The sequence below is a fragment of the Fulvimarina fulva genome (assembly GCF_039652615.1).
GTDB lineage: Bacteria > Pseudomonadota > Alphaproteobacteria > Rhizobiales > Rhizobiaceae > Fulvimarina.
In genome coordinates this window covers 57509-81509 of record NZ_JBDJAC010000003.1, presented here as the reverse complement: position 1 = coordinate 81509, position 24001 = coordinate 57509, and the positions used below count along the sequence as shown (strand labels likewise).

The 24001-nt window shown below is 62.1% G+C and carries 29 protein-coding genes and 1 riboswitch; of the genes, 13 read left to right on the top strand and 16 right to left on the bottom strand.

Annotated features, from left to right (window positions below; genetic code table 11):
- The first annotated feature begins 67 nt into the window (after window positions 1-67).
- A riboswitch (cobalamin riboswitch) is annotated at window positions 68-288 on the top strand.
- A gap of 35 nt (window positions 289-323) precedes the next feature.
- A complete protein-coding gene (locus tag ABDX79_RS05955; protein ID WP_346219361.1) occupies window positions 324-830 on the top strand; it encodes a copper chaperone PCu(A)C in 507 nt (168 codons plus the stop codon).
- A 101-nt stretch (window positions 831-931) separates the two neighbouring features.
- On the opposite strand, the gene ABDX79_RS05950 is transcribed toward ABDX79_RS05955, so the two are convergent.
- From ABDX79_RS05950 to ABDX79_RS05930, 5 genes are all read right to left on the bottom strand, one after another.
- Window positions 932-1222, bottom strand: a complete 291-nt coding sequence (locus ABDX79_RS05950; RefSeq protein ID WP_346219360.1) for a hypothetical protein — start codon at window positions 1220-1222, stop codon at window positions 932-934.
- 53 nt (window positions 1223-1275) lie between these two features.
- Window positions 1276-1827 carry a copper chaperone PCu(A)C gene (locus tag ABDX79_RS05945; protein ID WP_346219359.1) on the bottom strand — a complete coding sequence of 184 codons (552 nt, stop codon included), beginning with the start codon at window positions 1825-1827 and terminating at the stop codon, window positions 1276-1278.
- A 61-nt stretch (window positions 1828-1888) separates the two neighbouring features.
- Window positions 1889-2302, bottom strand: coding sequence for a hypothetical protein (locus ABDX79_RS05940; RefSeq protein WP_346219358.1), 414 nt, complete (start codon window positions 2300-2302; stop codon window positions 1889-1891).
- A gap of 123 nt (window positions 2303-2425) precedes the next feature.
- Window positions 2426-3001, bottom strand: a complete 576-nt coding sequence (locus tag ABDX79_RS05935) for a cytochrome c oxidase assembly protein (RefSeq protein WP_346219357.1) — start codon at window positions 2999-3001, stop codon at window positions 2426-2428.
- Window positions 2998-3582 carry an SCO family protein gene (locus tag ABDX79_RS05930; RefSeq protein WP_346219356.1) on the bottom strand — a complete coding sequence of 195 codons (585 nt, stop codon included), beginning with the start codon at window positions 3580-3582 and terminating at the stop codon, window positions 2998-3000. Before ABDX79_RS05930 ends, ABDX79_RS05935 begins: the two co-directional genes overlap by 4 nt.
- A gap of 232 nt (window positions 3583-3814) precedes the next feature.
- On the opposite strand from ABDX79_RS05930, the gene ABDX79_RS05925 reads away from it, so the two are divergent.
- Window positions 3815-3946: a hypothetical protein gene (locus ABDX79_RS05925; protein WP_346219355.1), complete on the top strand. Its 132-nt coding sequence runs from the start codon at window positions 3815-3817 to the stop codon at window positions 3944-3946.
- A 123-nt stretch (window positions 3947-4069) separates the two neighbouring features.
- Here ABDX79_RS05925 and ABDX79_RS05920 read toward each other — a convergent pair whose 3' ends face one another.
- Entirely contained in the window at window positions 4070-5056 is a 987-nt protein-coding gene (locus ABDX79_RS05920) for a DUF808 domain-containing protein (RefSeq protein WP_346219354.1), read from the bottom strand.
- A gap of 287 nt (window positions 5057-5343) precedes the next feature.
- On the opposite strand from ABDX79_RS05920, the gene dnaQ reads away from it, so the two are divergent.
- Window positions 5344-6072, top strand: coding sequence for a DNA polymerase III subunit epsilon (gene dnaQ, locus ABDX79_RS05915; protein WP_346219353.1), 729 nt, complete (start codon window positions 5344-5346; stop codon window positions 6070-6072).
- 272 nt (window positions 6073-6344) lie between these two features.
- On the opposite strand, the gene secB is transcribed toward dnaQ, so the two are convergent.
- Entirely contained in the window at window positions 6345-6866 is a 522-nt protein-coding gene (gene secB / locus ABDX79_RS05910) for a protein-export chaperone SecB (protein WP_463671123.1), read from the bottom strand.
- Between the two features lie 371 nt (window positions 6867-7237).
- Between secB and ABDX79_RS05905 the strand changes: the two genes are divergently transcribed.
- Window positions 7238-7924 (top strand): D-lyxose/D-mannose family sugar isomerase, encoded by a 687-nt coding sequence (locus tag ABDX79_RS05905; RefSeq protein WP_346219351.1) that lies wholly within the window; start codon window positions 7238-7240, stop codon window positions 7922-7924.
- A gap of 61 nt (window positions 7925-7985) precedes the next feature.
- Here ABDX79_RS05905 and ABDX79_RS05900 read toward each other — a convergent pair whose 3' ends face one another.
- Genes ABDX79_RS05900 through ABDX79_RS05885 form a run of 4 tightly spaced genes read right to left on the bottom strand, consistent with a single transcriptional unit; the run spans window position 7986 to window position 11984 of the window.
- On the bottom strand, window positions 7986-8711 hold the full coding sequence (locus tag ABDX79_RS05900) for a glutathione S-transferase family protein (RefSeq protein WP_346219350.1): 726 nt from the start codon (window positions 8709-8711) through the stop codon (window positions 7986-7988).
- Window positions 8708-9934 (bottom strand): CaiB/BaiF CoA transferase family protein, encoded by a 1227-nt coding sequence (locus ABDX79_RS05895; protein ID WP_346219349.1) that lies wholly within the window; start codon window positions 9932-9934, stop codon window positions 8708-8710. Before ABDX79_RS05895 ends, ABDX79_RS05900 begins: the two co-directional genes overlap by 4 nt.
- A gap of 14 nt (window positions 9935-9948) precedes the next feature.
- Window positions 9949-11133 carry a pyridoxal phosphate-dependent aminotransferase gene (locus ABDX79_RS05890; protein WP_346219348.1) on the bottom strand — a complete coding sequence of 395 codons (1185 nt, stop codon included), beginning with the start codon at window positions 11131-11133 and terminating at the stop codon, window positions 9949-9951.
- Between the two features lie 56 nt (window positions 11134-11189).
- The gene (locus tag ABDX79_RS05885) at window positions 11190-11984 is read right to left on the bottom strand and encodes an SDR family NAD(P)-dependent oxidoreductase (protein ID WP_346219347.1); all 795 of its coding nucleotides are present in this window, start codon (window positions 11982-11984) and stop codon (window positions 11190-11192) included.
- Between the two features lie 282 nt (window positions 11985-12266).
- On the opposite strand from ABDX79_RS05885, the gene ABDX79_RS05880 reads away from it, so the two are divergent.
- The 4 genes from ABDX79_RS05880 (at window position 12267) to ABDX79_RS05865 (ending at window position 15609) form a co-directional block, all read left to right on the top strand.
- Window positions 12267-13022: a DUF2259 domain-containing protein gene (locus ABDX79_RS05880; RefSeq protein WP_346219346.1), complete on the top strand. Its 756-nt coding sequence runs from the start codon at window positions 12267-12269 to the stop codon at window positions 13020-13022.
- A gap of 111 nt (window positions 13023-13133) precedes the next feature.
- Window positions 13134-14456 carry an adenylosuccinate lyase gene (gene purB, locus ABDX79_RS05875; protein WP_346219345.1) on the top strand — a complete coding sequence of 441 codons (1323 nt, stop codon included), beginning with the start codon at window positions 13134-13136 and terminating at the stop codon, window positions 14454-14456.
- Between the two features lie 197 nt (window positions 14457-14653).
- Entirely contained in the window at window positions 14654-14866 is a 213-nt protein-coding gene (locus ABDX79_RS05870) for a hypothetical protein (protein WP_346219344.1), read from the top strand.
- Window positions 14863-15609 (top strand): SDR family NAD(P)-dependent oxidoreductase, encoded by a 747-nt coding sequence (locus tag ABDX79_RS05865; RefSeq protein WP_346219343.1) that lies wholly within the window; start codon window positions 14863-14865, stop codon window positions 15607-15609. Before ABDX79_RS05870 ends, ABDX79_RS05865 begins: the two co-directional genes overlap by 4 nt.
- On the opposite strand, the gene ABDX79_RS05860 is transcribed toward ABDX79_RS05865, so the two are convergent.
- Entirely contained in the window at window positions 15610-16374 is a 765-nt protein-coding gene (locus ABDX79_RS05860) for an endonuclease/exonuclease/phosphatase family protein (RefSeq protein ID WP_346219342.1), read from the bottom strand.
- 167 nt (window positions 16375-16541) lie between these two features.
- Here ABDX79_RS05860 and cls point away from each other — a divergent pair, with 167 nt between their 5' ends.
- Entirely contained in the window at window positions 16542-18029 is a 1488-nt protein-coding gene (gene cls / locus ABDX79_RS05855) for a cardiolipin synthase (protein WP_346219575.1), read from the top strand.
- On the opposite strand, the gene ABDX79_RS05850 is transcribed toward cls, so the two are convergent.
- From ABDX79_RS05850 to ABDX79_RS05840, 3 genes are all read right to left on the bottom strand, one after another.
- Window positions 18026-18631, bottom strand: a complete 606-nt coding sequence (locus ABDX79_RS05850; protein WP_346219341.1) for a hypothetical protein — start codon at window positions 18629-18631, stop codon at window positions 18026-18028. The two genes, cls and ABDX79_RS05850, sit on opposite strands and share 4 nt — an antisense overlap.
- Window positions 18632-18693: 62 nt before the next feature.
- Window positions 18694-19011, bottom strand: coding sequence for a DUF167 domain-containing protein (locus tag ABDX79_RS05845; RefSeq protein ID WP_346219340.1), 318 nt, complete (start codon window positions 19009-19011; stop codon window positions 18694-18696).
- Between the two features lie 44 nt (window positions 19012-19055).
- Window positions 19056-19358, bottom strand: a complete 303-nt coding sequence (locus tag ABDX79_RS05840; RefSeq protein WP_346219339.1) for a YggT family protein — start codon at window positions 19356-19358, stop codon at window positions 19056-19058.
- 311 nt (window positions 19359-19669) lie between these two features.
- Between ABDX79_RS05840 and rpsT the strand changes: the two genes are divergently transcribed.
- The 4 genes from rpsT to ABDX79_RS05820 all read left to right on the top strand — a co-directional run bounded on the left by rpsT (window position 19670) and on the right by ABDX79_RS05820 (window position 22286).
- Window positions 19670-19939 (top strand): 30S ribosomal protein S20, encoded by a 270-nt coding sequence (gene rpsT, locus ABDX79_RS05835; RefSeq protein WP_346219338.1) that lies wholly within the window; start codon window positions 19670-19672, stop codon window positions 19937-19939.
- A gap of 185 nt (window positions 19940-20124) precedes the next feature.
- Complete coding sequence (sseA, locus tag ABDX79_RS05830; RefSeq protein ID WP_346219337.1) at window positions 20125-20973, top strand: 3-mercaptopyruvate sulfurtransferase; 849 nt, start codon at window positions 20125-20127, stop codon at window positions 20971-20973.
- Entirely contained in the window at window positions 20970-21530 is a 561-nt protein-coding gene (locus ABDX79_RS05825) for a GNAT family N-acetyltransferase (protein ID WP_346219336.1), read from the top strand. The genes sseA and ABDX79_RS05825 overlap by 4 nt, the downstream gene beginning before the upstream one ends.
- A 126-nt stretch (window positions 21531-21656) precedes the next feature.
- Window positions 21657-22286: a LysE family translocator gene (locus ABDX79_RS05820; RefSeq protein ID WP_346219335.1), complete on the top strand. Its 630-nt coding sequence runs from the start codon at window positions 21657-21659 to the stop codon at window positions 22284-22286.
- Between the two features lie 55 nt (window positions 22287-22341).
- On the opposite strand, the gene ilvA is transcribed toward ABDX79_RS05820, so the two are convergent.
- Window positions 22342-23601 (bottom strand): threonine ammonia-lyase IlvA, encoded by a 1260-nt coding sequence (gene ilvA, locus ABDX79_RS05815; RefSeq protein ID WP_346219334.1) that lies wholly within the window; start codon window positions 23599-23601, stop codon window positions 22342-22344.
- Between the last annotated feature and the right edge of the window lie 400 nt (window positions 23602-24001).

Here is a 24001-nt window from a genome sequence, read left to right as displayed (position 1 = left end):
CGCATCCGGCCGATCGAAAGAAGGCCGGTTTTCTCGGACGCTTCCCGTTTACTCCGCAACTGTGAGGCTCTAAGTCGATGGTGTCGATGCCCAACGCGGTTCCACGCGAATCGCAGGGCTTAATCGGGAATGTGGTGACAACGTCCATTCGGGGCGTTCAATCCTCAGCTGCCCCCGCAACTGTAAGCGCGGAGCCGGCCCATGTCAGCCACTGGACATCAAGTTCGGGAAGGCGGGTCTCGGTGTCGATGCGCAAGCCAGGAAACCGGTCGACGGACGTAAAACCTCGAAAGAGAGGACGGCGGGTCCTCGAAAGGAACATTATGAAGCATTTTCTCGTAGCCGCGCTACTCGGCGCGTCGATGATGACACCTGCCTTCGCCCACCATGCCGGCGAACAGGTGCAGGCTGCCGCAAACGTGACGGTCAGCCACGCCTACACATTCGAGAACGCCGATATGGCGCACTCCATGCGGGTCTATCTCACGATCACCAATGGCAGCGAGGAAGCGGTCGAGCTGACGGGTGCGTCCGTCGGATTTGCCGAGAATGCCCTCTTTGAGGCGCAGGCGATCGAAAACGGATCTTTGGTCACCGCACAGCCCGAAACGATCACCGTGAATGTCGGGCAGACGCTGACCATGCAGCCGGGTGGTGCGTGGATCGAGCTCGAAAGCGTTCAGCAGACCTTCGAGCATGGCGAGCATTTCGATCTGACGCTGACCTTCGCCGGGATGGAGCCGGTGGAGATCGAAGTGGAGGTCGAGGAAGCGCCGGGCGAAAAGCACGACCATGACCACGACCATAGCCATGAAGACGGCGAAGTCTGAGGCGCATTCGGGCCGAACGGCCTGACGATATGACATGACAGCGGCCCGGCTCTCGATGAGCCGGGCCGTTTTGCTTTCGGTGGGTATCCCGCGTCGCGGCTTTATCCGACCATGCGCCGGAGGGCAGGCACTCGCGAAATGACGAGAAGATCGAAGGCGAGGAGCGCGATGAGGGCCAGGCCCATCAGCGGGAAGATGACCGCGAGGGCGAGCGCGATGAAGGCGACGCCCTTGACCAGAGGAGCGGGACCGGGAACCTGCGGCGCGGCAAGCCTGAATTCGCCCTTTGGCCGTCTCAGCCACCACATGACGATGCCGGTTGCCGACAGGACAATGATCGACAGGCAGAAGAGCGTGTTGAGGATCACGTTCCACCAGCCCATCCGTCCCATATGGAAGACGTCATCCTCCGCCGCGCGCGCAGTCGCACGCGTCGCTTGAAAGCTTACTGAGCCGAGCCGTGGCCCATGGTGTCGTGACCTTCCATCCCGGCGTCGCCGTCCGCAGAGCCATGATGCATGTGGTGGTCGCCCTCGCTGGACTTGGCACCCATCGCCTCGACGGCGAGTTCGACCTCGACCTCACCGCCCTTTTCGAAGCGTAGCGTCAGGGGAACGCGTTTCTCTTCCTTCAGCGGCTCCTTCAGGCCCAACAGCATGAGGTGATAGCCGCCGGGCTTCAGGTCCACGGTTTCACCGGCTGGCAGGGGCAGGCCGTCGGGCAGTTCGCGCATCGTCATGACGCCGTCGTTCATGCCCATCTTATGGATCTGGACTTCGCTTGCGACCGGCGATGAGCCGCCGATGAGGCGATCTTCGCCGGAGCCTTGATTGTCGAGGCTCATGTAACCGCCGCCGACAGGGGCATTGGGCGGAGTGGCGCGGGTCCAGGGATGGCCGATGACGATATCGCCAGCCTTGTAATCGTGGGCGAAGGCGGGTGCCGACACGGCAAGGGTCAGGGTCGCGCTCGCGGCAAGACAAATACGGGACAACATGGAAAGATCTCCGATTGAACAGGAATGGGGTGGCCGGAAGAAAGGTCCGGCCTTGTGTCGTTCAGACGGAGAGGGCGGGTGGACCGCGTTTATAGGCGAGCCCTTCGGGCGGCGCGCGCGGACCGAGGGCGTCGACCGCAAGAGGCCACGATAGGCGTGCATCGGTTTCGAAATGGGCGGCCGGGAGGTTGTTCGCGTCGAGCGATGCGGCGAGCGCCGATGGCGCATGACCACAACCGATGGCGCACAGGCAGTCCGTGCAGCAGTCATGGGACTGAGGCGGCGGCGGTGCCTGCTCGGACGCGGACGTGCCCTCGCCGTGGCAGAGGACGAGCGTGCCGCCCGCCCTGGTGGCGTCCATGCCGGCGCAGGCATAGCTCGCCGCAACCGCCTGGAGCACAAGCAGTTGCGCGATGATGACGATCATCGCCAAGGCAGACAGGCGGTCTGCAAGAAGCTGCCGGAGCGGTTTCATGGGGTTGCGATTAGCACATGGAGAATGGCGTCGGTAGTCTGGATTTCGTGATCGGAGCGGCGACACAGTAAGAGTGCCGGGTTCGGACGTTCGGCCTCCGCGACGAACACGGGAAACCCGGTCTCAGCGCAATTCGGGAAACTCGTCCGCATATTTCAGCGTGTAGTGGACGGTCAGGGTTTTCCCGTCCTCCCCGGCCGCGTCCTTCAGAATGGACGGGTCGATCAGGATCGAATCGGACACGAAGCTGGTCTCCCAGGGCCCCAGCGTCTGCCCGGTGGTGCAGACGCCCTGCAACTGATTGTAGAAGACTGAGTCTTCCGCAGGCGCGACGCGATAGCTCACGCGAAGCGGCACCGTCTTGCTGGTTCGGTTGCTCAGGAAGAAGTAGAGGCGCGTCACCTTGCCGGGTTCGACGGTGACCACCTCTTCCTTGGGTTCGAGCGTGGCATCGACACCGTCGAGACTGCGGCTTTCGAAACGCAGGCGCACGGTTTTTGCGCCGGCTTCGTCTTTCGCCGGATCGCCGGTCTTTGTTTCGGTCGCCCCTCCCGTGATCGCGCCGCCCGAGGGCTTTGCGGTCTCTGCCAATGCCGGGCCGAGAAGAAACGGGCCGGTCAAAAGGGCGGCGCTGACGAGCGCGAGAACCCGAGTTCCGGCGGCCGTTGCCTGATTTTGATGGGCTGGCGATCCGGTCATGACTTGTCGACGAGCCTGAGCAGTTTGCGATACGCCATGTCATGATCCTCACCGAAACCGATCGTGCCGGTGAATTCGCCGCTGCGATTGAGCAGAAAGACGGTCGACGTGTGGTCCATCGTGTAGCCGCCGCTGTCGAGGGGCACCTTCTTGTAATAGACGCCCCAATCCTGAGCCATGGCGTCCATCTGCTCATGAGAGCCGGTGAGGGCGACGATCCGGTCGTCGAACGCGGCGACATAATCGGCAAGGACATCCGGCGTGTCTCGTTCCGGATCGACCGTGACGAAGATGACGTTCAGGTCGTCGGCCTTCGGGCCGAGTTCGTTCATCGCGGCAGACAGTTCGGCAAGCGTCGTCGGGCACACTTCCGGGCAGTGGGTAAACCCGAAAAAGAGCGCGGTGGGTTTGCCTTCGAAGAGGGATTGCGAAACCGGCTCGCCGTTCTGATTCGTCATGGCGAGGGGGCCTGTGGGCGCGCTTCGCGTCTCGCCCTCGTCGAATGCGAGAACGAAGCCTGCGGCCACCAGAAGCGCAAAGCCCAGAAAGCTTCCCAGAATGACATGGGTGCGATTGATCATTGCCCAGATCTTCTCGTGCGGAATCTCGGTCAAGCCTTACGACGGATCGCCGATCGATTCATCTCGGGCACCACACGTTTCAGTGACCCGCGACGAAGCATCGCCCCCTTGAGCAAGGCCGCCATCTCGCCTTCTTGACGGCGCGACGGGCGCAAAAAAAACCGGATGGCACTTTTGGGTCCGGCGCTATAGTGCCGGGGTGATCGATCTTGCAATCTTAGGAACCGACGCCATGCGCGCTCTCATTCTTGGCCTTGCCGCCGCCCTGATGCTTTCGGCCTGTTCGACGCCTTCCCCGGAGGTGCGAAGCGCGCAATGGGAGAACAATGCCTATCTTCTGAACGAGCCGGCTGCGAACGACTGATACCGCATCCGGCTGATGAAGCCGGGCGCGCTTTCGCGTTCCCCTGGGGAGGCGAGAGACCCATGGGACTCTCGTCGCACATAAAAGCCGGCTTGCATGCTGAGGCCGGCCGCGCCGTCAGGATCAGTGAGCCGATTCAGTCTTGCTGCCTCGGATCGACTGATAGATCGGCGCGATGACCTTGCCGACGATCGGAATGAGGACGAAGCCGGCGACGAGGCCGATCAAGCCCGATCCGATCGCGAAGACGAGCCAGTGCAGGAAGCCTTCCATGGCTCCGGTGCCGTGCGCCAGAGTGTCGGCGATCCCTTCGATGAAATGCTCGGGGGCCGCAAACCCGAAATCGGCGAGCGAATGCACCAGGATGCCGCCGCCGACCCAGACCATGGCCGCCGTGCCGACGATGCTGAGCAGCGTCATGAAGTAGGGCATGGCGATGACGATGCCGCGTCCGATCGACTGGACGAAGCCGCCGGCCTTCGATTTCGCCATGGCAAGGCCGATATCGTCCATCTTCACGATGATCGCGACGGCGCCATAGACGGCGACCGTCACGCCGATCGCGACGATTGCAAGGACCGCCACCTTCGTCCAGAAGCCTCCGTCTGCCGGAAGGCCCGCAAGCGTGATCGCCATGATTTCTGCCGAGAGGATGAAATCCGTCGAGATCGCTCCTTTTACCTTCTGATCCTCCAGCTTCTGCGGATCCTCAGGCTTGGCGCCCACCTTCTTCTCGTGCCCGTGCGCCTTGTGCGGCACGATCCATTCGAAGATCTTCTCCGCACCCTCGTAGCAAAGATAAAAACCGCCGAGCATGAGGAGTGGGGTGATCGCCCACGGTGCGAATTCGGACAGAAGCAGCGCGATCGGCAGGAGGAAGATCAGCTTGTTCTTGAGCGAGCCGAGCGTGATGCGCCAGATGATGGGCAGCTCGCGTTCCGGTTTGAAGCCGGTGACGTAGCGCGGCGCAACGGCGGCATCGTCGATCACGACGCCGGCGGCCTTCGAGCCGGCTTTCATGGCCTGTGCCCCGACATCGTCAAGCGAGGCCGCCGCGACCTTTCCGAGGGCCGCGATGTCGTCGAGAAGGGCGATCAGTCCGACACTCAAGGGGCGTCTCCGTTCGTGGTTGTGTCTGTGACGGGCCAAGGTCTGCCCGCTCGAAATCGTCAGTGGAACATAGGGCAGGGATCCATTCCGCGAAGGATGGTGAGCGGGGAACGACATTATTCGAAGGAGTGCGGAAAGAATTCCAGCCGCAAAAGCGAAAGAAGATGGAAACAAATATAGAACAAACTGGATGCGCGGTGGATGAAATGCCCGGTCTTCGAAATCACTCTTGAAGTTCTTGCTGGTACGCGTTTGAAACGAGCCCAGCCTGCCGAGGAGAAAGCCCCATGCGCGAGATCGTTTTCGATACCGAAACGACGGGCCTCGACAACAAGGTCGACCGTGTGATCGAGATCGGTGGCGTCGAGCTCTGGAACCACATTCCGACGGGCAAGACCTATCACCAGTTTATCCGGCCGGCCGGCCGCAGGGTCGATCCGGCGGCCTTCGACGTCCACGGCATTTCGGACGAATTCCTCGTGGACAAGCCGCTCTTCGAAGAGATCGCGGACGAGTTCCTGGCCTTTTTTTCCGATGCCAAGCTGATCGCTCACAATGCCAGTTTCGACATCGGCTTTCTGAACGCCGAGCTTCGACGGCTGGACCAGCCGCCGATCGAGCCTTCGATCGTCATCGATACGCTGGCCATGGCGCGGCGCAAGTTTCCGATGGCGCCGGCGAGCCTCGATGCGCTCTGCTCACGCTTTTCGGTCGATACGTCGAAGCGCGAAAAGCACGGCGCGCTGCTCGATTCCGAACTCTTGGCCGATGTCTATATCGAGCTGATCGGCGGGCGGCAGTCGGCGCTCGGCCTGACGGTCGAGGCGGACGAGGCCTTTGACTATGGAGACACGGGCAGCGCAGCTCCCGTCGCGGCGCGCGAGAAACCGCTTGCCCCGAGGCTGAGCGAGGACGAGCGCGAGCGTCATGCCGCCTTCGTCGAAAGCCTGGGTGAAGAGGCGCTCTGGTGGAAATACCTGCCGCGCGGGGCGAGCGAAAGCGTTGCCGCGGAATAGGTGCGGTCACCTGCAAAATTTGATCGAATATCCGTCTTCATAAGAAAAGCCGGAGCGGCGAGACCACTCCGGCTTTAAAGCTGAACCAATAACCGTTCGAGCCTTGCGAGAGCGGGAATGCCATGCATTGGCATCCAAGCTCTCATCCTCTGCCTTATACCGCCGGACGAATGAATTGGCCCGTTGGGTCAATCCACGCCCGGCAAACGGCTCAAACGCCGCTCGGGCTGCCGACGACCCATGAAGCCGATGGTTTCAAAGGTCCGCCGGCCTTAGCTCGGCTGGGAAGGCTGCTGCACCTGCTGGCGGGCACGCTCTTCGGCAACACGCTGCTGGAAGAGCTGCGCGAAGTCGATCGGGTCGATCATCAGCGGCGGGAAGCCGCCATTGCGCGTCACGTCGGCGATGATCTGGCGCGCGAACGGGAAGAGAAGACGCGGGCACTCGATAAAGAGGATCGGGACGCGGTGCTCGTCCTTGAAGTTCTGCAGGCGGAAAACGCCGCCATATTCCAGCTCGGCGTGGAACAGCGTCTGCTCGCCTTCGCCGGCCTTGGCGTCGAGCTTGAGGCGCACGTCGAAATCGGTCTGGGAGCCTTCGATCTGATTGGCCGTCACGTTGACGCCGATATTGATGCCCGGTGCCTGCTCACGGTTCCGCAGGACGGCGGGAGCCATCGGGCTTTCGAAGGAGAGGTCGCGCACGAACTGCGTGAGAATGTTGAGCTGGGGCGCAGCTTCGCCGGTCTGTGCCCCGTTGCCGTTCGGTGTCTGGCCGTTTGTTTCGGACATGATATCTCCAAGCTGGGTTGAGGCACACGAGGCTTTCGTCTCGAAAAAGACCCGCTGCCGTTCGTATCGATCGATCCTGTCGCTGTCAGCGCTCCGACAAGAGGGCTGCAAGCGGTCTTGAAGGCGAGCTAACACGCACGCCCGAAACGGACAAGGCTACGCCCGGATGGCGAGTGTCTTACGGAAAAGTCCGTCGCCGGACTTGAGAAGATCGGGCTCCGGTCTCGTCGCGCGGACATGCCGCGCCCTTTCGCCATGGTCTTGCGGTCGGGATCATCGGAGAGCTATCCAGTTGGCTTCGGATCGAGGCATGCCGGCAAGTGCTGACCATGCCTTATCATTCCATTCCAGTTCGATCATGAAGGCCCCGGACAATGAAGCGTTCCGACATCAATCGCATCATGGCGGACGCCGCCGAAATGATCGCGGCCCATGGCTTCGTCCTGCCACCCTTCGCCAACTGGACGCCCGAGGATTTCAAGGCGCGCAAGGGCGAGGCCCGCCACGTGATCGACAGCCGCTGCGGCTGGGACATCACCGATTACGGCGCTGGGCGGTACGACGAGATGGGCCTTTTCCTCTTTACGCTCAGAAACGGCCAGCTCTCCGATCTCTCCGCCGGTCAGGGCATGTGCTACGCGGAGAAATTGCTGATTTCACGCGAAAATCAACTCAGCCCGATGCACACCCATGTCATCAAGGCCGAGGACATCATCAATCGCGGGAGTGCGACGCTTGTGGTCGAACTCTTCGGCTCGGACGAAAGCGGCAGCTTCAGCGAAACCGCCGGCGGGCGCGTGATGTGCGACGGGGTCTGGCGCGATTATGCCCCCGGGGAGCGCCTGTCGCTAGCGCCGGGCGAAAGCGTGACCTTGCGTCCGGGCGACTGGCATGCCTTCTGGGGCGAGGGCGGAGACGTTCTCATCGGCGAGGTTTCGACGGTGAACGACGACGAGACGGACAATATATTCCGCGAGCCGATCGGCCGGTTTGCCAGGATCGAGGAAGACGAGCCGCCGCACCGGCTTCTGGTCAGCGACTACGCGACCTGGCTCGCCTGACCGGCTCCCGCAGAGCTTCGTTCGAGCGCCAGATGCGATAAGTCTGGGTCGGCATCGTGCTCTAAGCGCTTCTGCCCTTCAGCGACTTCGAACTCTGATTGAACATGATCTCGTTGTTGTCGACCCGATGCCGGCCGTTGTTCTGCCTGTCCTTGGCAAGGTCGATGGCGCGCTGGACGGCCGGCCTCTGCTTGATGCGTCCGCGCCAGTCCGAAACGTTCGGAAACGCATCGAGCGACGCGCCCAGCGGCTTGGCGATGAAAGCCCAGGGGAAGGCCTGCATGTCGGCGATCGAATAATCGTCGCCCATGATGTAAGGTCGGTCCGAAAGCCGGTTTTCCAGAACGCCGAGATTGCGGTCATATTCGCCGAGATAGCGCCTGAAGCCGTAGTCGCGTTCGTCTTCGGGGGCATAATTCTTGAAATGGCTGAGTTGTCCGGCCATCGGCCCCTGACTGCCGGTCTGCCAGAACAGCCACTCGTCGAGTTCTTTCATGGCTAGACGATCATCGCGTGCCGGGGCGAACCGGCCGGTCTTTTCAGCCAGATAGAACAGGATTGCCGCCGACTCGAAGACGGGTACCGGCGCTTTGCCGTAAGCTTCGGGCGGACCATGATCGACGATCGCCGGCATCTTGGCGTTCGGACTGATCTCAAGAAAGGCCGGCTCGAACTGTTCGCCGGCATGAAGATCCATCAGCTTCAGGTCGTAGTCGAGGCCGGATTCCTCCAGCATGATCGCGACCTTCCAGCCATTTGGCGTTGGCGCATAATAGAAGTCGATCATCGTTGGTCTCCGTCTGGTTCCGCCGCCGCGCCCGAGGCAAAGAGGTCGGCGATCGCGGCTGCGTCATATCCGGCTTCGGTAAGAATTGCCCGCGTGTCGGCGCCAAGCCGCCGGGCAGGCGAGGGGGCGTCGAGCGGTGTTTCGGAAAAGCGCGCAGGCGCACGGGCCTGCCGGATCTGGCCCGCCTCAGGATGGGCGATCTCAACGACCGTGCCGTTCGCCTCGATCTGCGGATGATGGATCATCTCGCCGCGCTTGAGAACAGGCGCGCACGGGACATCGTGCTCGGTGAGACGCTTCATCCAGTGCTCGGTCGTGTCCTCGATAAGGGCTGCCTGCGTCAGTTCGAGCCGTGCACGCTTGTTGATCTCGCGGGCCGACACGGTGGCGAAGCGCTCGTCCTCAAGCCATTCCGGCCTGCCGACCGCGGCCGATAGGCCCTTCCACGTCTTGTCCGTATGGGCCGAGACCGCCATGAAGCCGTCGGCTGTCTGGTAGATGAGCTCGACGAAGCTCTGGGCCTCGTCCGGGTCGCAATCGTCCGGCCCATTCTCATTGGCCTCGGCTCCGACAAAGGTGTGGCCGCTCATGTCGGAGGAAAAAAGGAACGCGACGATCGTGTCGAGCATCGAGAGCGTCAGATGGTTGCCTTCGCCGCTGCGTTCACGGGCAAAAAGCGCGGCAGTGATCGCCTGTGCCGCCTGGATGCCGGTCACCTTGTCCGGCACGATGGTGCGCACGAGCCTAGGGCGCGGCCCGCCGCCGCCCTGAACGCTTGCAAGTCCCGACAGGGCCTGAATCAGCGGATCATAGACCGGCCGCTTCGCCCATTCGCCGGTAAAGCCGAAGCCCGCGATCGAGGTATAGATCACGGCAGGATTTCGCTTGCGAACGGCCTCGTAACCGATCCCGATCCGGGTCGCGACGCCCGGCCTGAAATTCTCGACGATGACATCGGCCGTCTCCGCGATTCTGAGGGCCGCTTCCAGCCCGGCCGGGGTCTTGAGGTCGATCGCGACCGAGCGCTTGCCCCGGTTGTTCTGGAGGAAGGAGGCCGAGAAACCCCCACGCTGATCGGCGACCTGGCGGGAATGATCCCCGCCATCCGGCCGCTCGATCTTGATGACCTCCGCGCCCTGATCCGCAAGGGTCATCGTCGCGAGCGGGCCTGCGATCATCGTCGTGAAATCGACGATCCGAATGTGCGAAAGCGGTCCAGCCATTCGCCGTTCTCCCTTCAGGCGTCCGGTTTCGTCCCGGTGAGAAATTCGGCGATGCGGTCCATCGCCCGGGCGATGTTCACCTCCGAATTGGCGTAGGAGATGCGGATATAACCTTCCCCGAGCGTGCCGAAGTCCGGCCCGCCGACAAGCGCGACATGGGCCTTTTCCAGAAGCGACGAGGCGAGCTTTTTCGATTTCCAGCCCGTCTCGGCAATGTTCGGAAAGGCATAGAAGGCCCCTTTCGGCGTTGCGCAGGTGACGCCGGGCAGGGCGTTTGCCCGCTCGACGACCAGCTTGCGGCGCCGGTCGAAGGCTTCCATCATGCGCTTGACGTCCTCCTGCGACCCGTCGATGGCCGCGATCCCGGCGAACTGGCTCGGCGCGTTGACGCAAGACCAGCAGTTGACCGCGAGCTTGCGCACATGGCCGTAGAGCGCGTCGGGCCAGATCGACCAGCCCATGCGCCAGCCGGTCATTGCCCAGGTCTTCGACCAGCCATTGAGAACGATGAGGCGGTCGCGGATCTCGGGATAGGTGAGGAGCGAGGTGTGGACCTCGCCGTCATAGGTCATGACATCGTAGATCTCGTCCGACAGGATCGCGACGTCCGGAAAGTTCTGAAGCCCCGCGACGAGCTTGTCGATCTCAGCCTTCGGGGTGACGCCGCCGGTCGGATTGGCCGGCGAGTTGAGGATCAGGAGCCGGGTCCTGTCGGTGATCAGCGACAAGGTCTCTTCGGCGGAAAAGGCGAAACCGTTCTCCTCGCGGATCGGAACCGGGACCGGCTTTGCTCCGGTGAACTCGATCATCGAGCGATAGATCGGAAAGCCGGGATCGGGATAGAGGATTTCCGCGCCCGGTTCGCCGAACATCATGATCGCGGCGAACATGGTCGGCTTGCCGCCCGGCATGATCATGACGCTTTCGGGCGAGATCTCCACGCCGGTGAGCGAGAAGGTGCGCCGTGCAACGGCTTCGCGGGTCGCAAGAAGACCATTCGCGGGCGTATATCCGTGATGACCGTCCTTGAGCGCCTTGACGGCGGCTTCGACGATATGTGGCGGCGTCAGGAAGTCCGGCTGACCGATCCCGAGATTGACGACGTCGTGGCCTTCGCCGGACAAGGCGGTCGCGCGGGCGAGAACCGCAAAGGCGTTTTCCTCGCCGATCCGGTCGAAGGCGGAAATGGTCTTCAGCATGAATTCGCTTTCGTATTCCTTTGGTTCAACCTGTGAAGGACCGCAGCCTCGTTCCGTCAGTCCTCGTCGTCTTTCACGGGAACCAGATAGTTCAGTGCGAGGCGTCCACCATCGGCGTAGATGGTGTCTCCAGTAATGTAGCTCGCATCGTCGGAGGCGAGGAAGGCCGCGATCGCGGCGATCTCCTTCGGGTCGCCGACGCGTCCGAGCGGCGTTCTGGACAGGATCATCTTTTTGGCGGCCTCGTCGCCGACCGCGCTCTTCAGCATATCGGTCATGATCGAGCCGGGTCCGATGGCGTTCACCCTTATGCCATGCGGGGCGAGCGACAGCGCCATGACCTTCGTCAAGGATTTGAGGCCGCCCTTCGAAACCGAGTAGCCGACCTGATCGGCCAGCGCGAATTCGGCATTGATCGAGGACATGTTGATGATCGTCCCCGCACTGCCACCTTGCTTGATCTTCTCGACCATGTGCCGGGCGATCGCCTGTCCGCAGAGAAACGCGCCTTTCAGATTGACGTCGAGCACCTTCTGGAAATCGGAGACGTCGAGCTCGAGGAAGCCCGCCTTCTGGACAATGCCGGCATTGTTCACGAGGATGTCGATATCTGCGAAGGCATCGAGCGACGATGCGATGAGGTTATGGACATCGAGCTTCTCGGCGACGTTCGCCGCGACGAAATGAACCTCGCCATATTCGGCGAGATCGCGCGCTGCCTCTTGGCCCGCCCGCTCGTTGATATCGGCGATGACGACTTTCGCGCCATCATGCAGGAATCGGCGCGCCACGGCATAGCCGATGCCCTTCGCGCCTCCGGTGACGATCGCTACGCGTCCGTCGAGTGCCATGATCGCTCTCCTTCGTTTTCGTTCCGCCCGCCTTCAACAACGCCGGCCGGCCTGCCGGGATGTGGGGCAATGCGCTCCGGTGTCCTGTTCTTAGCGTGGCGATTTTTGCGCCGCGGCCTCGACTTGCGCGCGACCGGCCATTGGATAAACTTCGCCGCGATTGGAGCATGATGACAAAGGTTGCAGGACTTTTCGGATGACATCATGCGCAAAACAAAGACTTAGCGCGAAATGTCGGGTCCGACTCATGGTTTTTCGCTCGGAATCGACGAAGGATGTTGAATGGCCCTGAGGGTTATAGGTAGGGCGTTGATCGGGTTCGTGGCCAGCGCCCTCTTTCTGGCCGCTTATCCATGGGACCTGTCTGCCCACGCCGGAGACCTCGCAAAGCTCGAACCCATCGGCTTTTCCGAGGACGGTTCGGTGTTCGCCTTTCAGGAAACCGGCGTTCAGGACGGCTCGGGCTTTCCCTATGCCAATATTTTCGTCCTCGACCTGAAGCGCGACCGCTTCATCGAGCCATCGCCGGTCCGGGTGCTGCTGAAGGACGAGACCATGAGCGTCGCGGAGGCCATGTCCGAAGCGCGAGCCGAAGCGTCCGACATTCTGACAAGGCTCATGCCGGAGCCGCGCCGGGGGCTTGCCGTCGTCGAGAACCTGCCGACCGATCTTTCGACCGACGGCAAGATCGCGCGCTTCATGCCGCGCCGGATCGTTCCGCCGGTCGATCCGGCCGTGGAATTGCGGCTTTCGACCTTCCCGATGCCGGGACCGGAACTTTGCGCAGGGATTGCCGAGACTGCCGGATACAGGCTGACCAAGATCGGTCTCGCCGAGGGCCAGCAGACGGTCACCCTTCACGAGGATACGGGAATTCCTCTCTCTCGTGGATGTCCGCTGGACTACACCATTCGTCAGGTCCGGCTCTATGCCAAGCCTTCCGGCGGATATGCGGGCGTTGCGATCATTGCCGTCGAGAGCGTCGGCTTCGAGGGGCCCGACACCCGCCATATCGCTCTGCCCGTGCCGATGGACTGAGGATTGGATACGAGAACAAGGGGCCCTGCCTCGATTGAGGGAAATCGAGGTGTCTGGTAGAGCGCTGATCAAACCCCGATCCTCCGTCCGATATCGAAAGCCCAAAGCCTCATGATTCCCCGTTACGCCCGACCGGATATGGTCGCCGTCTGGTCGCCCGAGACCAAGTTCCGCATCTGGTTCGAGATCGAGGCCCATGCTTGCGATGCGCTCGCGGACCTCGGCGTGATCCCGAAGGAAGCGGCACGGACGATCTGGGAAAAGGGCGGCGCCGCGACCTTCGACATCGAGCGGATCGATGCGATCGAGCGCGAGACCAAGCATGACGTCATCGCCTTCCTGACCCATCTTTCCGAAATCGTCGGGCCCGATGCGCGCTTCGTCCATCAGGGCATGACCTCGTCGGATGTGCTCGACACCTGCCTCAACGTGCAGCTGACCAAGGCCACCGATATCCTGCTTGGCGATCTCGACAGGTTGCTGGAGGCCCTCAAGAAAAGGGCCTTCGAGCATAAGGATACGATCACGATCGGCCGCTCGCACGGCATCCATGCCGAGCCGACGACGTTCGGCGTCAAGCTCGCCCAGGCCTATGTAGAGTTCGAGCGCTGCCGGGCCCGTCTCGTCGCGGCCCGCGAGGAGATCGCGACCTGCGCCATTTCCGGTGCGGTCGGCACCTTCGCCAATATCGATCCGCGCATCGAGGAGCATGTCGCCCAGGCGATGGGACTGAAGGCCGAGCCGGTCTCGACCCAGGTCATTCCGCGCGATCGCCACGCCATGTATTTCGCGACCCTCGGCGTCATCGCCTCTTCGGTCGAGCGGCTCGCGACCGAAATCCGCCACCTCCAGCGCACGGAAGTTCTGGAAGCCGAGGAGTTCTTCTCGAAGGGCCAGAAGGGCTCCTCGGCCATGCCGCACAAGCGCAATCCGGTGCTGACGGAAAACCTCACCGGCCTTGCCCGCATGGTGCGCTCCTACGCCATGCCGGCCATGGAAAACGTCGCCCTCTGGCACGAGCGGGACATCTCGCACTCCTCCGTCGAGCGCTATATCGGCCCGGACGCGACGATCACCCTCGATTTCGCGCTTCACCGCCTCACCAATGTGGTTGAGAATCTGCTCGTCTACCCCGAGCGCATGCAGGCCAATATGGACCGGCTCGGCGGCCTCGTTCATTCCCAGCGCATCCTGCTGGCACTCACCCAGGCCGGCGTTTCCCGCGAGGATGCCTATCGGCTCGTCCAGCGCAACGCCATGAAGGTCTGGGAGAGCTATCACGTCTCCGGCGACGCAAAGGTGGATTTCCTCGAGCAGCTTCTCGCCGACGAGGAGGTGCGCGGCGCTTTGTCGGAGGAGGAAATCCGCTCGCGGTTCGATCTTGGCTATCATACCAAGCACGCCGACACGATTTTCCGCCGCGTATTCGGATAAGACTGCCGGACACATGAATTGACCTCAGGCCAATTCTCGCCGGTCGCACGACGCAAGCGCCGCTCGGGCAGCCGACTGACCTTTGAAGGCGCTGCTTTCAAAGGTCAGACGTTAAAACCTCTCCGCTCGCTCGTGCTTTGATCGGCGCGAGCGAGCGCTAGATCCTTGTTCAGGATCAGCAATCTGGAGGTTGAGCAATGGCACCGCGAATGGGACCGAGCTTCGAAAAAGGGCGCGGTCGCGCAATCATCTGGCCGGTCGTCGTGCTGGTCGCCGCGATCGCCATCTATTTCCTGTTCGTCGATCAGCCGGGCGATCAGACGCCGTCCGACGAGCCGCTCGAGCCCGCGACCCAGAGCGATATCGGCGGAACCGGCACGGGGAACGGAGCCGGGCAGGGCGAACAGTGAGCCGTTTCGAACTCGATCGGCGGACGGTCCTTCTCACCGGCGGTTCGTCCGGCGTCGGAGCGGCGCTTCTGAAGATGCTTGTCGAGCGCCAGTGCCGCGTCATCGTCTGGTCGCGGCGGGCGCCTCAGATAAGCAGCGATCTGATCGAGCACGAGGCGGTCGATCTCTCCGATTCTGCAGCGCTCGACGACGCCCTTAACCGGCTGACGACGAAACATCCGGGCCTCTCCCTCGTCATCAACAATTCCGGCACAGGCGAACAGGGCCGGTTCCTCACGACTGATCCGAAGGAGCTTAATGCCCGGGCCGATCAGCAGATCGCGGTCAATCTCACAGCGCCGATCCACATCGCGAACCGGCTGTTCAAGCCGCTGTCCGAGCAGCCCTCGGCGATGATCGTCAACAATACGAGCGGGCTCGCCGTGGCACCGACGGCGAACAATCCGATCTATTGCGCGACCAAGGCGGGCCTTCGCTCCTTCACCATGTCGATGCGCTACCAGGCCGAAGCCCATGCGCCCAACCTGAAGATCGTCGAGATCCTGCTGCCTGTCGTCGAAACGCCCATGACGACCCATTACAAGACCCAGAAGGTCTCCGTGGAAAAGGCGGTGCAGCGCATCGTGAAAGGGCTCGAAAACGCCGAGAGCGAAATCTGGGTCGGTCCTGCCGCCGTCCTTCGCGGCGTTAACGCGGTCGCCCCGGGCATGGCGCGATGGGTGGTGAGGAAGCTCGCCCGCTGATCAGCCGGGCGTTACATCCATCACCAGCATCTGGTGGTCCGAATAGGGCTGATCGACGATTCTGATCGTCGCGGTCTCCCGCAGATCCTCCGAGATCAGACAGGTGTCGAGCGCTGCACGCCAGGGCCCGAAGCGGAAGGTCGGCTCCATCCCCTTGTTGGCATGGTAGAGATGGCCCGATGCGAGAAGGGGGGCGAGCTCGCTCTCGCCGCGAAGGGCATTGAAATCGCCGACGACGACGGTCGAGGCGTGATCTTCAGCGACCCAGGTCGCGAGCTCCCGGATCTGCCGCGTTCGTTCGCTTTCGACGAGAGACAGGTGGACGACGAGAACCCGCACCGCAAGCCTCTCGGTCTGAAGGCGGATGTCATAGACAAGCTTCTTCTTGCCGTCTGTAAGATAGCGGTCCGTCGCCGTGACCGGCCTCTTGGCGAGGAAGGCGTTCGATTTGCCGTAGGAGATATGAAACGGCGAGAGCGTTCGCGTCCGGCCATATTTGCCGTGCGCGCCGGACACCGGAAGAAGATCGCCGCCGATGGTCGGCAGCTGGTCGAAGAAGCGATTGGTGATCGAGCCGCGATCGAGCTCGACGAGGCAGCAGAGATCGGGAGACAGCTCCCTGATCTTCGCGCTCAGTTGGGATATGCTCTCGGTCTGGGCTGCAAGCGGCGTGTAGACGTGCCGCCAGAACCGCCCGACATGCTGGCGGATGGAGCCGTCGATCCCGCGAAGGTAACCGAGGTTGGCGTAGACGATGCGTGTCACAGACGAATGGCTTCTCGGCTTATGGCGGTCTTTGTCGGTCTGAGTTCTGGCAGATAGTCGCGCGTTTGCGTGATACCAGCCTTGAGCACAGACAGATGGGCTCTTCCAGATCGGAAGCGCTGCCTTAAACTCTCCCGCACGGCTGGCGCCAGAGGTTTGGCCTTGTCCTGTCGTTTCACCGCCTGAAGCTTACGAGACCCACGATTTTTCACGTCCTCACGATCGATGTTCTGCCGACACTCCTGGGGATCGCTGGTTGGACGATCGTTTTCGGAGCGCTGGTCTACATTCCCTTCAAGCGCTCGCCCGCAGCGGCCCAGGCCTGGCTTCTCCTCTTCTTTTTCCTGCCCTGGGTGGCCCTGCCGATCTATTTCTTCCTCGGCAATGCGCTTCATCCGAAATGGCGCCGGGGCCGGCTCAAGCAGATACCGGGAATTCTGGAGCCCATTATCCGGCGAATCGGCGAGCGCTCGCCGACCGCCATCGACGCGCTGAAGACCCGGCATCGGATCACGGCGCAACTGGTGGAAGAGATCGGCCGCCTTCCGCCGGTTCATGGCAACGAGATCGAGTTCGATGGCGACTATAACCGCGTGGTCGATCGCATCGCGGCCGATATCGATGCCGCCGAGCACCATGCCCATCTCTGCTTCTACATTTTGCAGGACGACGAGGCCGGAAACCGCGTTCTCAGCGCGCTGGAGCGGGCGGCGGCGCGCGGTGTGACCTGCCGGCTCCTCATCGATGCCGTCGGTTCGTCCGCCGATCGCCGCCGCATCACCCGGCGCCTCAAGGGCTCGGGCGTAGAAATGCACGTGATCCTTCCCTTGCGATTCTGGAGCCAGGCGACGCGGCTCGATCTGCGCAACCATCGCAAGATCGTCGTCATCGACGGCAAGATCGGCTGGGTCGGCTCCCAGAACATGCACCGGATCGAATACGAGCCGAAGACCTTCTATCGCGAGCTGATGGCCCGGGTGACCGGGCCGGTCGTCCTCGAACTCCAGACGATCTTCGTCGGCGACTGGTATCTGGAGACCGAAGAGGATATCGCGACCGAGGAGCTGTTGCCGCCGGATGCGCTGGACCGCGCCGAGATCGGCTCCGGATCGCTCCTTCAGGTGATGCCGACGGGGCCGGATTTCCCGGAAGCCGGCGTGGATGTGCTTTTCACCGATCTCATCCACAATGCCCGCCGGCGCATTGCCCTGGCGACACCCTATTTCGTGCCCAACGACGAGCTTTTGAACGCGATCTCGACCGCAGTCCGAAAAGGGGTGCAGGTCGAGCTCTACATTACCGCGACGACGAACAGCCTCCTGATCGACCTCGCGCAAGGGTCCTATTTCGATGAACTTCTGAGCGCAGGCGTGGAGGTCTATCTTTATCGCGAGCGGTTCTTGCACGCCAAGCATCTCTCGATCGACGAGGATATCGCGATCATCGGGTCGTCGAACATGGATCTGCGGTCCTTCGAGCTGAATTCGGAGGTGACCCTGATCGCTTACGACCGCGATCTCGCATCCCAGCTGGCAAAGATCGAAGGCGATTATCGGGCGAAGTCCAAGCGGCTGGAACTCGCCACATGGCGCGAGCGGGGCTTCTTCAGGCAGCTTGCGGAAAACATCACACGGCTGATCAGCCCGTTGCTCTAATCATTCACCGCCGTCGCGCCTCTTCCCGACCGGCTGACCTTGCCGACATAGGTTGGCCGATCGGTGCCGCATGCGAATGAGGGCGCGCGGTCGTCGGCGACTTCCCGGGCAAGACCATTGGCATTCGGGTTCGCCCGAGCGTCCACATAGGCGATCGCGCAGCCGGCTTTTCCTTTAAAGCCGATCTTGTGAACCGAGAGAACCTGGCCCTTTTCGCCGCCGTCGCCCGGATCGAGATGAAAGCGCAGGATCGCGGCGATCGGCTTGCCCGCAGCAAGACGCCATTCCACCGTGTCGCCCGTCGAGTTGAAGGCGCCGAAGGTCTCGAAAAACTGATTGGGCGTGCCGAAATCGACGTCGGCGCGCAGATCACCCTCGTTATAATAGACCGGAATACCGCGATAGCCGGGGCATTTGAGAGAAACGGAGCCGCCTTCATCTGAAAAGAAGAGGGTTTCGCAGGCGTCGAAGTCGATTTTCGTATAGGTGCTGTCGTTCGCGGCGGCGACCGCTGGGAAGGTTGTCGCTATGATGAGGCCGGTCAGCAAAAAGCGCGTTTCGCGAAGGGCGGGCCTGTCTTTCAGATTCTTCGATGAAGTCACCTGACCGCTCCCGTCTGAGGATAGCCCCTGACCTTTGACGATCCGGCAGCACGGTGCAGCTGTCAAGGCATCTCAAGCAACCGTGCAATCGTCGACAGGGCGCCCGGGTCACCTTCGATCAGGACGGTCTTGGAACGGCTGGTTGGGCCGGCGACGACGCTTGCCGCCGATTTCGGAACGCCGAAGCGCTTCGCGACGAGCTTTTCAAGTGCGGCGTTCGCCTTGCCGTCTTCGGGAACCGCGCGGACTTTCGCCTTCAGGCGCAATCGCCCCGCGCCGTCGTCCGCAAGTCCTTCCAGAGCGTCTTTGGAGGATTTCGGCGTCACGCGGACGAAGAGTTTCAGACCTGCGTCGCTCGCCTCGAAGAACGGCTCTGTCATTCTAGTGGAGCGAGTTCGACATCATCGAGAAACGATGGCGTCGATCAGATGCCGGCGTTGGCAACGGCTGGATAGAGATAGATGATGATGACCTGCTGCAGGAAGAAGATACCGAGAAGAGCAACGAGCGGCGAGAGGTCGATGCCGCCGAGATCCGGCAGGACGCTGCGGATGCGGCGGTAGAGCGGCTCGGTTGCCTTGTAGAGGAAGGTCGCAATCGAGTCGACGAACTGATTGCCCGAATTGACGATGTTGAAGGCAAACAGCCAGGAAAGAATCGCCGAGGCGATGATGATCCACCAGTAAATATTGAGGGCGAGCATCACGACACTGAGAACGGCGAGCATAATATGGGTGACTTCCTCTTGGCGTTTGGTCTCCCTGCCATGTAGCGATGGCAGGGCTTGCCCGCAAGCAAGGCGGCGGTGGGCGGGATATGACTCCCTTTGTTTGCCCTATCGAGCTTGCTCAAATGTGAATCTACGGGATGCTTGACGCATGCGGCCAGCGCGCTTATAGACCCGCTCAAGACTTTTGTGAGCGCCCTCGTGGGCGCTTTTCGCCTTTGAGCGGTCGAAAGGTTTTCGGACCTGACGATTTCGAGGGCGTGACGACAAGCATCTGACGACGATCAGGATAGACAAGAAAGAGACGCCCGATGGCCAACACTCCTTCGGCCAAGAAGGCGGCGCGCAAGATCGCCCGCCGTACCGCAGTCAACACCGCCCGCCGCTCGCGCGTTCGCACGTTCTTGCGCCGCGTCGAAGAGGCGATCGCCTCCGGCAACAAGCAGGCCGCTACGGAAGCTTTCCGCCAGGCTGAGCCCGAGATGATGCGCGCTTCTTCCAAGGGCGTGTTCCACAAGAACACTGCTTCGCGGAAGATTTCTCGTCTCGCTCAGCGTGTGAAGAAACTCGCCGACGCCTGAGCCCTGCCGCCGGGGTTTCCCGGCTTGGGATCGATCGTTGAAAGGCTCGGGGAAATCCGGGCCTTTTGGCGTTTTTCGAACCTGCGGCGACGCCGTGCGAGAGTGCCAAAAAATTTCGCCCCGGCCGAGTGTTTCATCGGGCCCGGACTCTTGCCCAAGAACGCCTGCTCCCACAATCTATCCCCATGAACCAGAACCCTTTCCTCATCTCCCCCGCCGAACTTGCCGACACACTCGGACGTCGCGGTCTCTCGATCGTCGATGCATCCTGGTATCTGCCGGCGATGGGCCGTTTCGCGAAGTCGGAATTTGAGGCCGGCCACGTGCCGGGCGCGGTGTTCTTCGATCAGGACGAGATCGTCGATCCGGCGTCAACGCTTCCCCATACGCTTCCTTCTCCGGATATCTTTGCCGATAAGGTCGGCGCGCTCGGCGTCTCGGAAGCCGATACGATCGTGGTCTATGACGGGATGGGCCTGTTCTCAGCCCCGCGCGTATGGTGGATGTTCCGCACCTTCGGCGCCAAGGATGTCCGGGTGCTCGATGGCGGGCTTCCCGCATGGATCGAAGGTGGTTTCCCACGAGAGATGGGGGCGCCAAAGATCGATCCCGTGACGTTCGCGGCGGACTTCGACCGAAGCGCCGTCGCCTCGCTGGACGAGATGCGCGCATTCGCGAACGGCCGTGGTGATCGTCGCATCGTCGACGTGCGACCTGCCGATCGGTTCGACGGCACTTCGCCCGAACCGCGCGAGGGCGTTCGCTCCGGGCACATGCCGGGTGCGAGCAATCTGCCCTTCCTGACATTGCAGGAGAATGGTCGGCTGAAAAGCCCGGACGCTCTCAGGGCCGAAATGCAGGGTGCCGGTGTCGACCCGCAGGAAAAGGCCGTGACGAGTTGCGGCTCAGGCGTGACGGCGGCCGTCCTCAACCTTGCCTTCGCCAGCCTCGGCAATTTCGACGTGAAGCTTTATGACGGCTCTTGGAGCGAGTGGGGTTCGGCCACCGATACGCCGGTCGAGACCCGGCCGTGAGAGCCGTCGAACTTCTGACGACGCGCGTCACCAGCCTCGAAATGACGGCGGAGGCGCACAGCGCGCGCAGGCGTATCTCGCCGTTGGTGCCCTCTTTGCGCGTCGAAGAGGTGCCGCGTCTTCCGTTACAGCGCTACAGAGACCTCTATGCCAGTGTCGGTGCGGCCCATCACTGGACGTCCCGTCTGATGCCGGACAGGCGGCTTGCCGAAGAAATTCACAATCCGCGTACGCGCATCTACCTTGCCGACATGGGCCATCAGACGGCGGGTTGGTTCGAGCTCGAGGTGAAGCGGAACATCCGTCAGGCGCGGATCGTGCATTTCGGGATTTTGCCGGCCCATCGGGGCAAGGGGCTTGCAGGTCCGATGCTTGAGGAAGCGATCGCGGCGGGCTTTGCCGACCGGCCCTTTCGGTTGACTATCGAGACGAACACGCTCGATCATCCGGCGGCGCTCAATCTGTACCGAAAGCACGGGTTTATTCCCTACGCGACGCGCGAGGTAAAAACGCCGACCTGGGCTTCCCTTGCCGAGGCACAGACGGCGGCGGAATAAACCGGCCCCTTCCGGCTGGAGAAACCGCTGGCTGAAGACGCGGGAATTCTCTGCGTCTTTCTGATAAGGCTTGCGTTTCGATCCCGCCTTATGGCTTGCTCTTCATGCTGACTGGAGAGCACGCCCATGATCGACCCGGCCACCCTGATCACTTATTGCGCGATCGTGCTCGGCTTCGTTTTCATTCCGGGACCTGCAACGCTCCTGACGGTCGCGCGTGCGACGACATCCGGCACGCGGGTCGGCATCGCGACGGGAGCCGGCATCACCGCCGGCGACATCTTCCACACGCTCTTTGCCGTCGTCGGCATCTCGGCGATCATCGCGGCTTCGAGCCTGCTCTTCAGTGTGGTGAAATATGCAGGCGCCGCCTACCTCGTCTATCTCGGCATCAAGGCGATTGTGGAGAAGGCACCCACAGCGCTCGGCGCAGGCCAGCTGCCCCTGACAGCCGGGCAGGCGTTTCGTCAGGCGATTCTTGCCGAGGTGCTGAACCCGAAGACCGCGCTCTTCTTCCTCGCCTTTCTTCCGCAATTCGTGAAGCCGGAGAACGGAGCGGTCTTTCTGCAGCTGACGATTCTCGGCCTCACCTTCGCCTTCATCGGCTTCTTTGCGACGATCGTGTTCGCCGTCAGCTCCGGTTGGCTTGGCACTGTCCTGCGCCGAAATCCGACCGTTCTGAAATGGCAGGGAAAGGTGGTCGGCGGCATTTATTGCGGCCTCGGCCTGCGGCTCGCGCTCCAGCAGCAGCGCTGAGACATTTGAGAGGGCGACCGGCGGGCGTCGCCAGTCGCCCTCTCGGGGTTTATCGTCAGATCAGGAGATCGGCGACGATCGGGTCGCTGGTGATGTCCTGATAGCGGATACCGTCAGCATCGAAGCGCGCGAGCAGGGTATCGAAGTTCCCCCGGTCCTTCGTCTCGATGCCGAGGAGGATCGAACCGAAGTCGCGGGCCGATTTTTTCAGATATTCAAAGCGCGAAATATCGTCGTCCGGGCCGAGAAGATTAAGGAAATCCTTCAGGGCTCCAGGCCGCTGGGCAAGCCGCAGGATAAAGTACTTCTTCTTGCCCTCGAACCGCAGCGCGCGCTCTTTGACATCCGGCAGACGCTCGAAGTCGAAATTGCCGCCCGAGACGACGCAGACGACGGTCTTGCCCTCGATCTCCCGGCCAAAGCCCTTCAGCGAGTCGATCGTCAGAGCGCCCGCCGGCTCCAGCACGATGCCCTCGACATTGAGCATTTCGAGCATGGTGCCGCAAAGCCGGCCCTCCGGCGCCAGATGAACGACGCCGCTCTCAAAGCGCTTCAGAATATCGAAGGGGATCTGTCCGATTTCGGCGACGGAGGCGCCGTCCACGAAGCCGTCGATTTTCTCCATCTTCGTCAGAACGCCGCTGTCGAGACTGGTCTTGAGGCTCGGCGCGCCGAGCGGTTCCACGAAGCGCAAATCAGTCGGCGTGCCCTCGGTGCCGTGGAAGAAGCGCGTCATACCGGAGGCAAGCCCACCGCCGCCGACGGGCATGATGACGATATCGGCCTTTTCCTCGCCGAGCTGCGAGAGGATTTCCTGCGCGACGCTTGCCTGACCCTCGACGATATCGAGATGATCGAAAGGCGGCACGAGTTCGGCGCCCTCGCTTTCGGCATAGGCCTTGGCGGCCCGGTAGCAGTCGTCGAAGAAGTCGCCGATCAGCTCGATCTCGACCGCGTCGCCGCCGAACGTGCGGGTCTTGGCGATCTTTTGCTGCGGTGTCGTCACCGGCATGTAGATCCGGCCCTTCACGCCGAAGTACCGGCAGGCGAAGGCAAAGCCCTGCGCGTGATTACCGGCCGAGGCGCAGCAGAATTTCGCGCCATTGTCGCCGTTCGCCATGCGCTTGCGCATGAAGTTGAACGCGCCACGGATCTTGTAAGAGCGAACCGGCGTCAGGTCCTCGCGCTTCAGATAGATACGCGCATTGTATTTGGCCGAAAGATGCTCGTTGAGCTGAAGCGGTGTCTCTGGAAAGAGATCGCGAAGGGCGGTTTCCGCCTCGCGCACGCCGGCGGTGAATTCGGTATCGGTCATGGGTTTCGTCTTTGTGTCTGCTGACAGGCGCCGGGGTGGACTGATCCGCTCTCTAAACGGCTTGGCGCGCGCTGTCTCGAAGCAATTGCGCTTTCGCGAACTGCTTAAAACGGGTCGAACTCTCTCAGGAAAGGTTCAAGCGATGGGCTTCGGGGGCGATCGGTGCATCTGTCACCTCGCCTGATCCGCCGGTCGCGATCGCCGGGAGGGTGCGGAGCTTTAGGAGCCCTGCCGCCCGGCGAAGACGCCGGCGCCGATAATCGACAGGGAGGTCCAGCCGGTCGAACGAATGATCATCGTGAGCGCTCCCTGTGTTGCCATGCGTTGCGGTTGATCGCGCTTTTGGGCGATCGTGGCGCGATTGTAAAGTCGTCAGCTCGCACGAAGGACGGAATGGCTC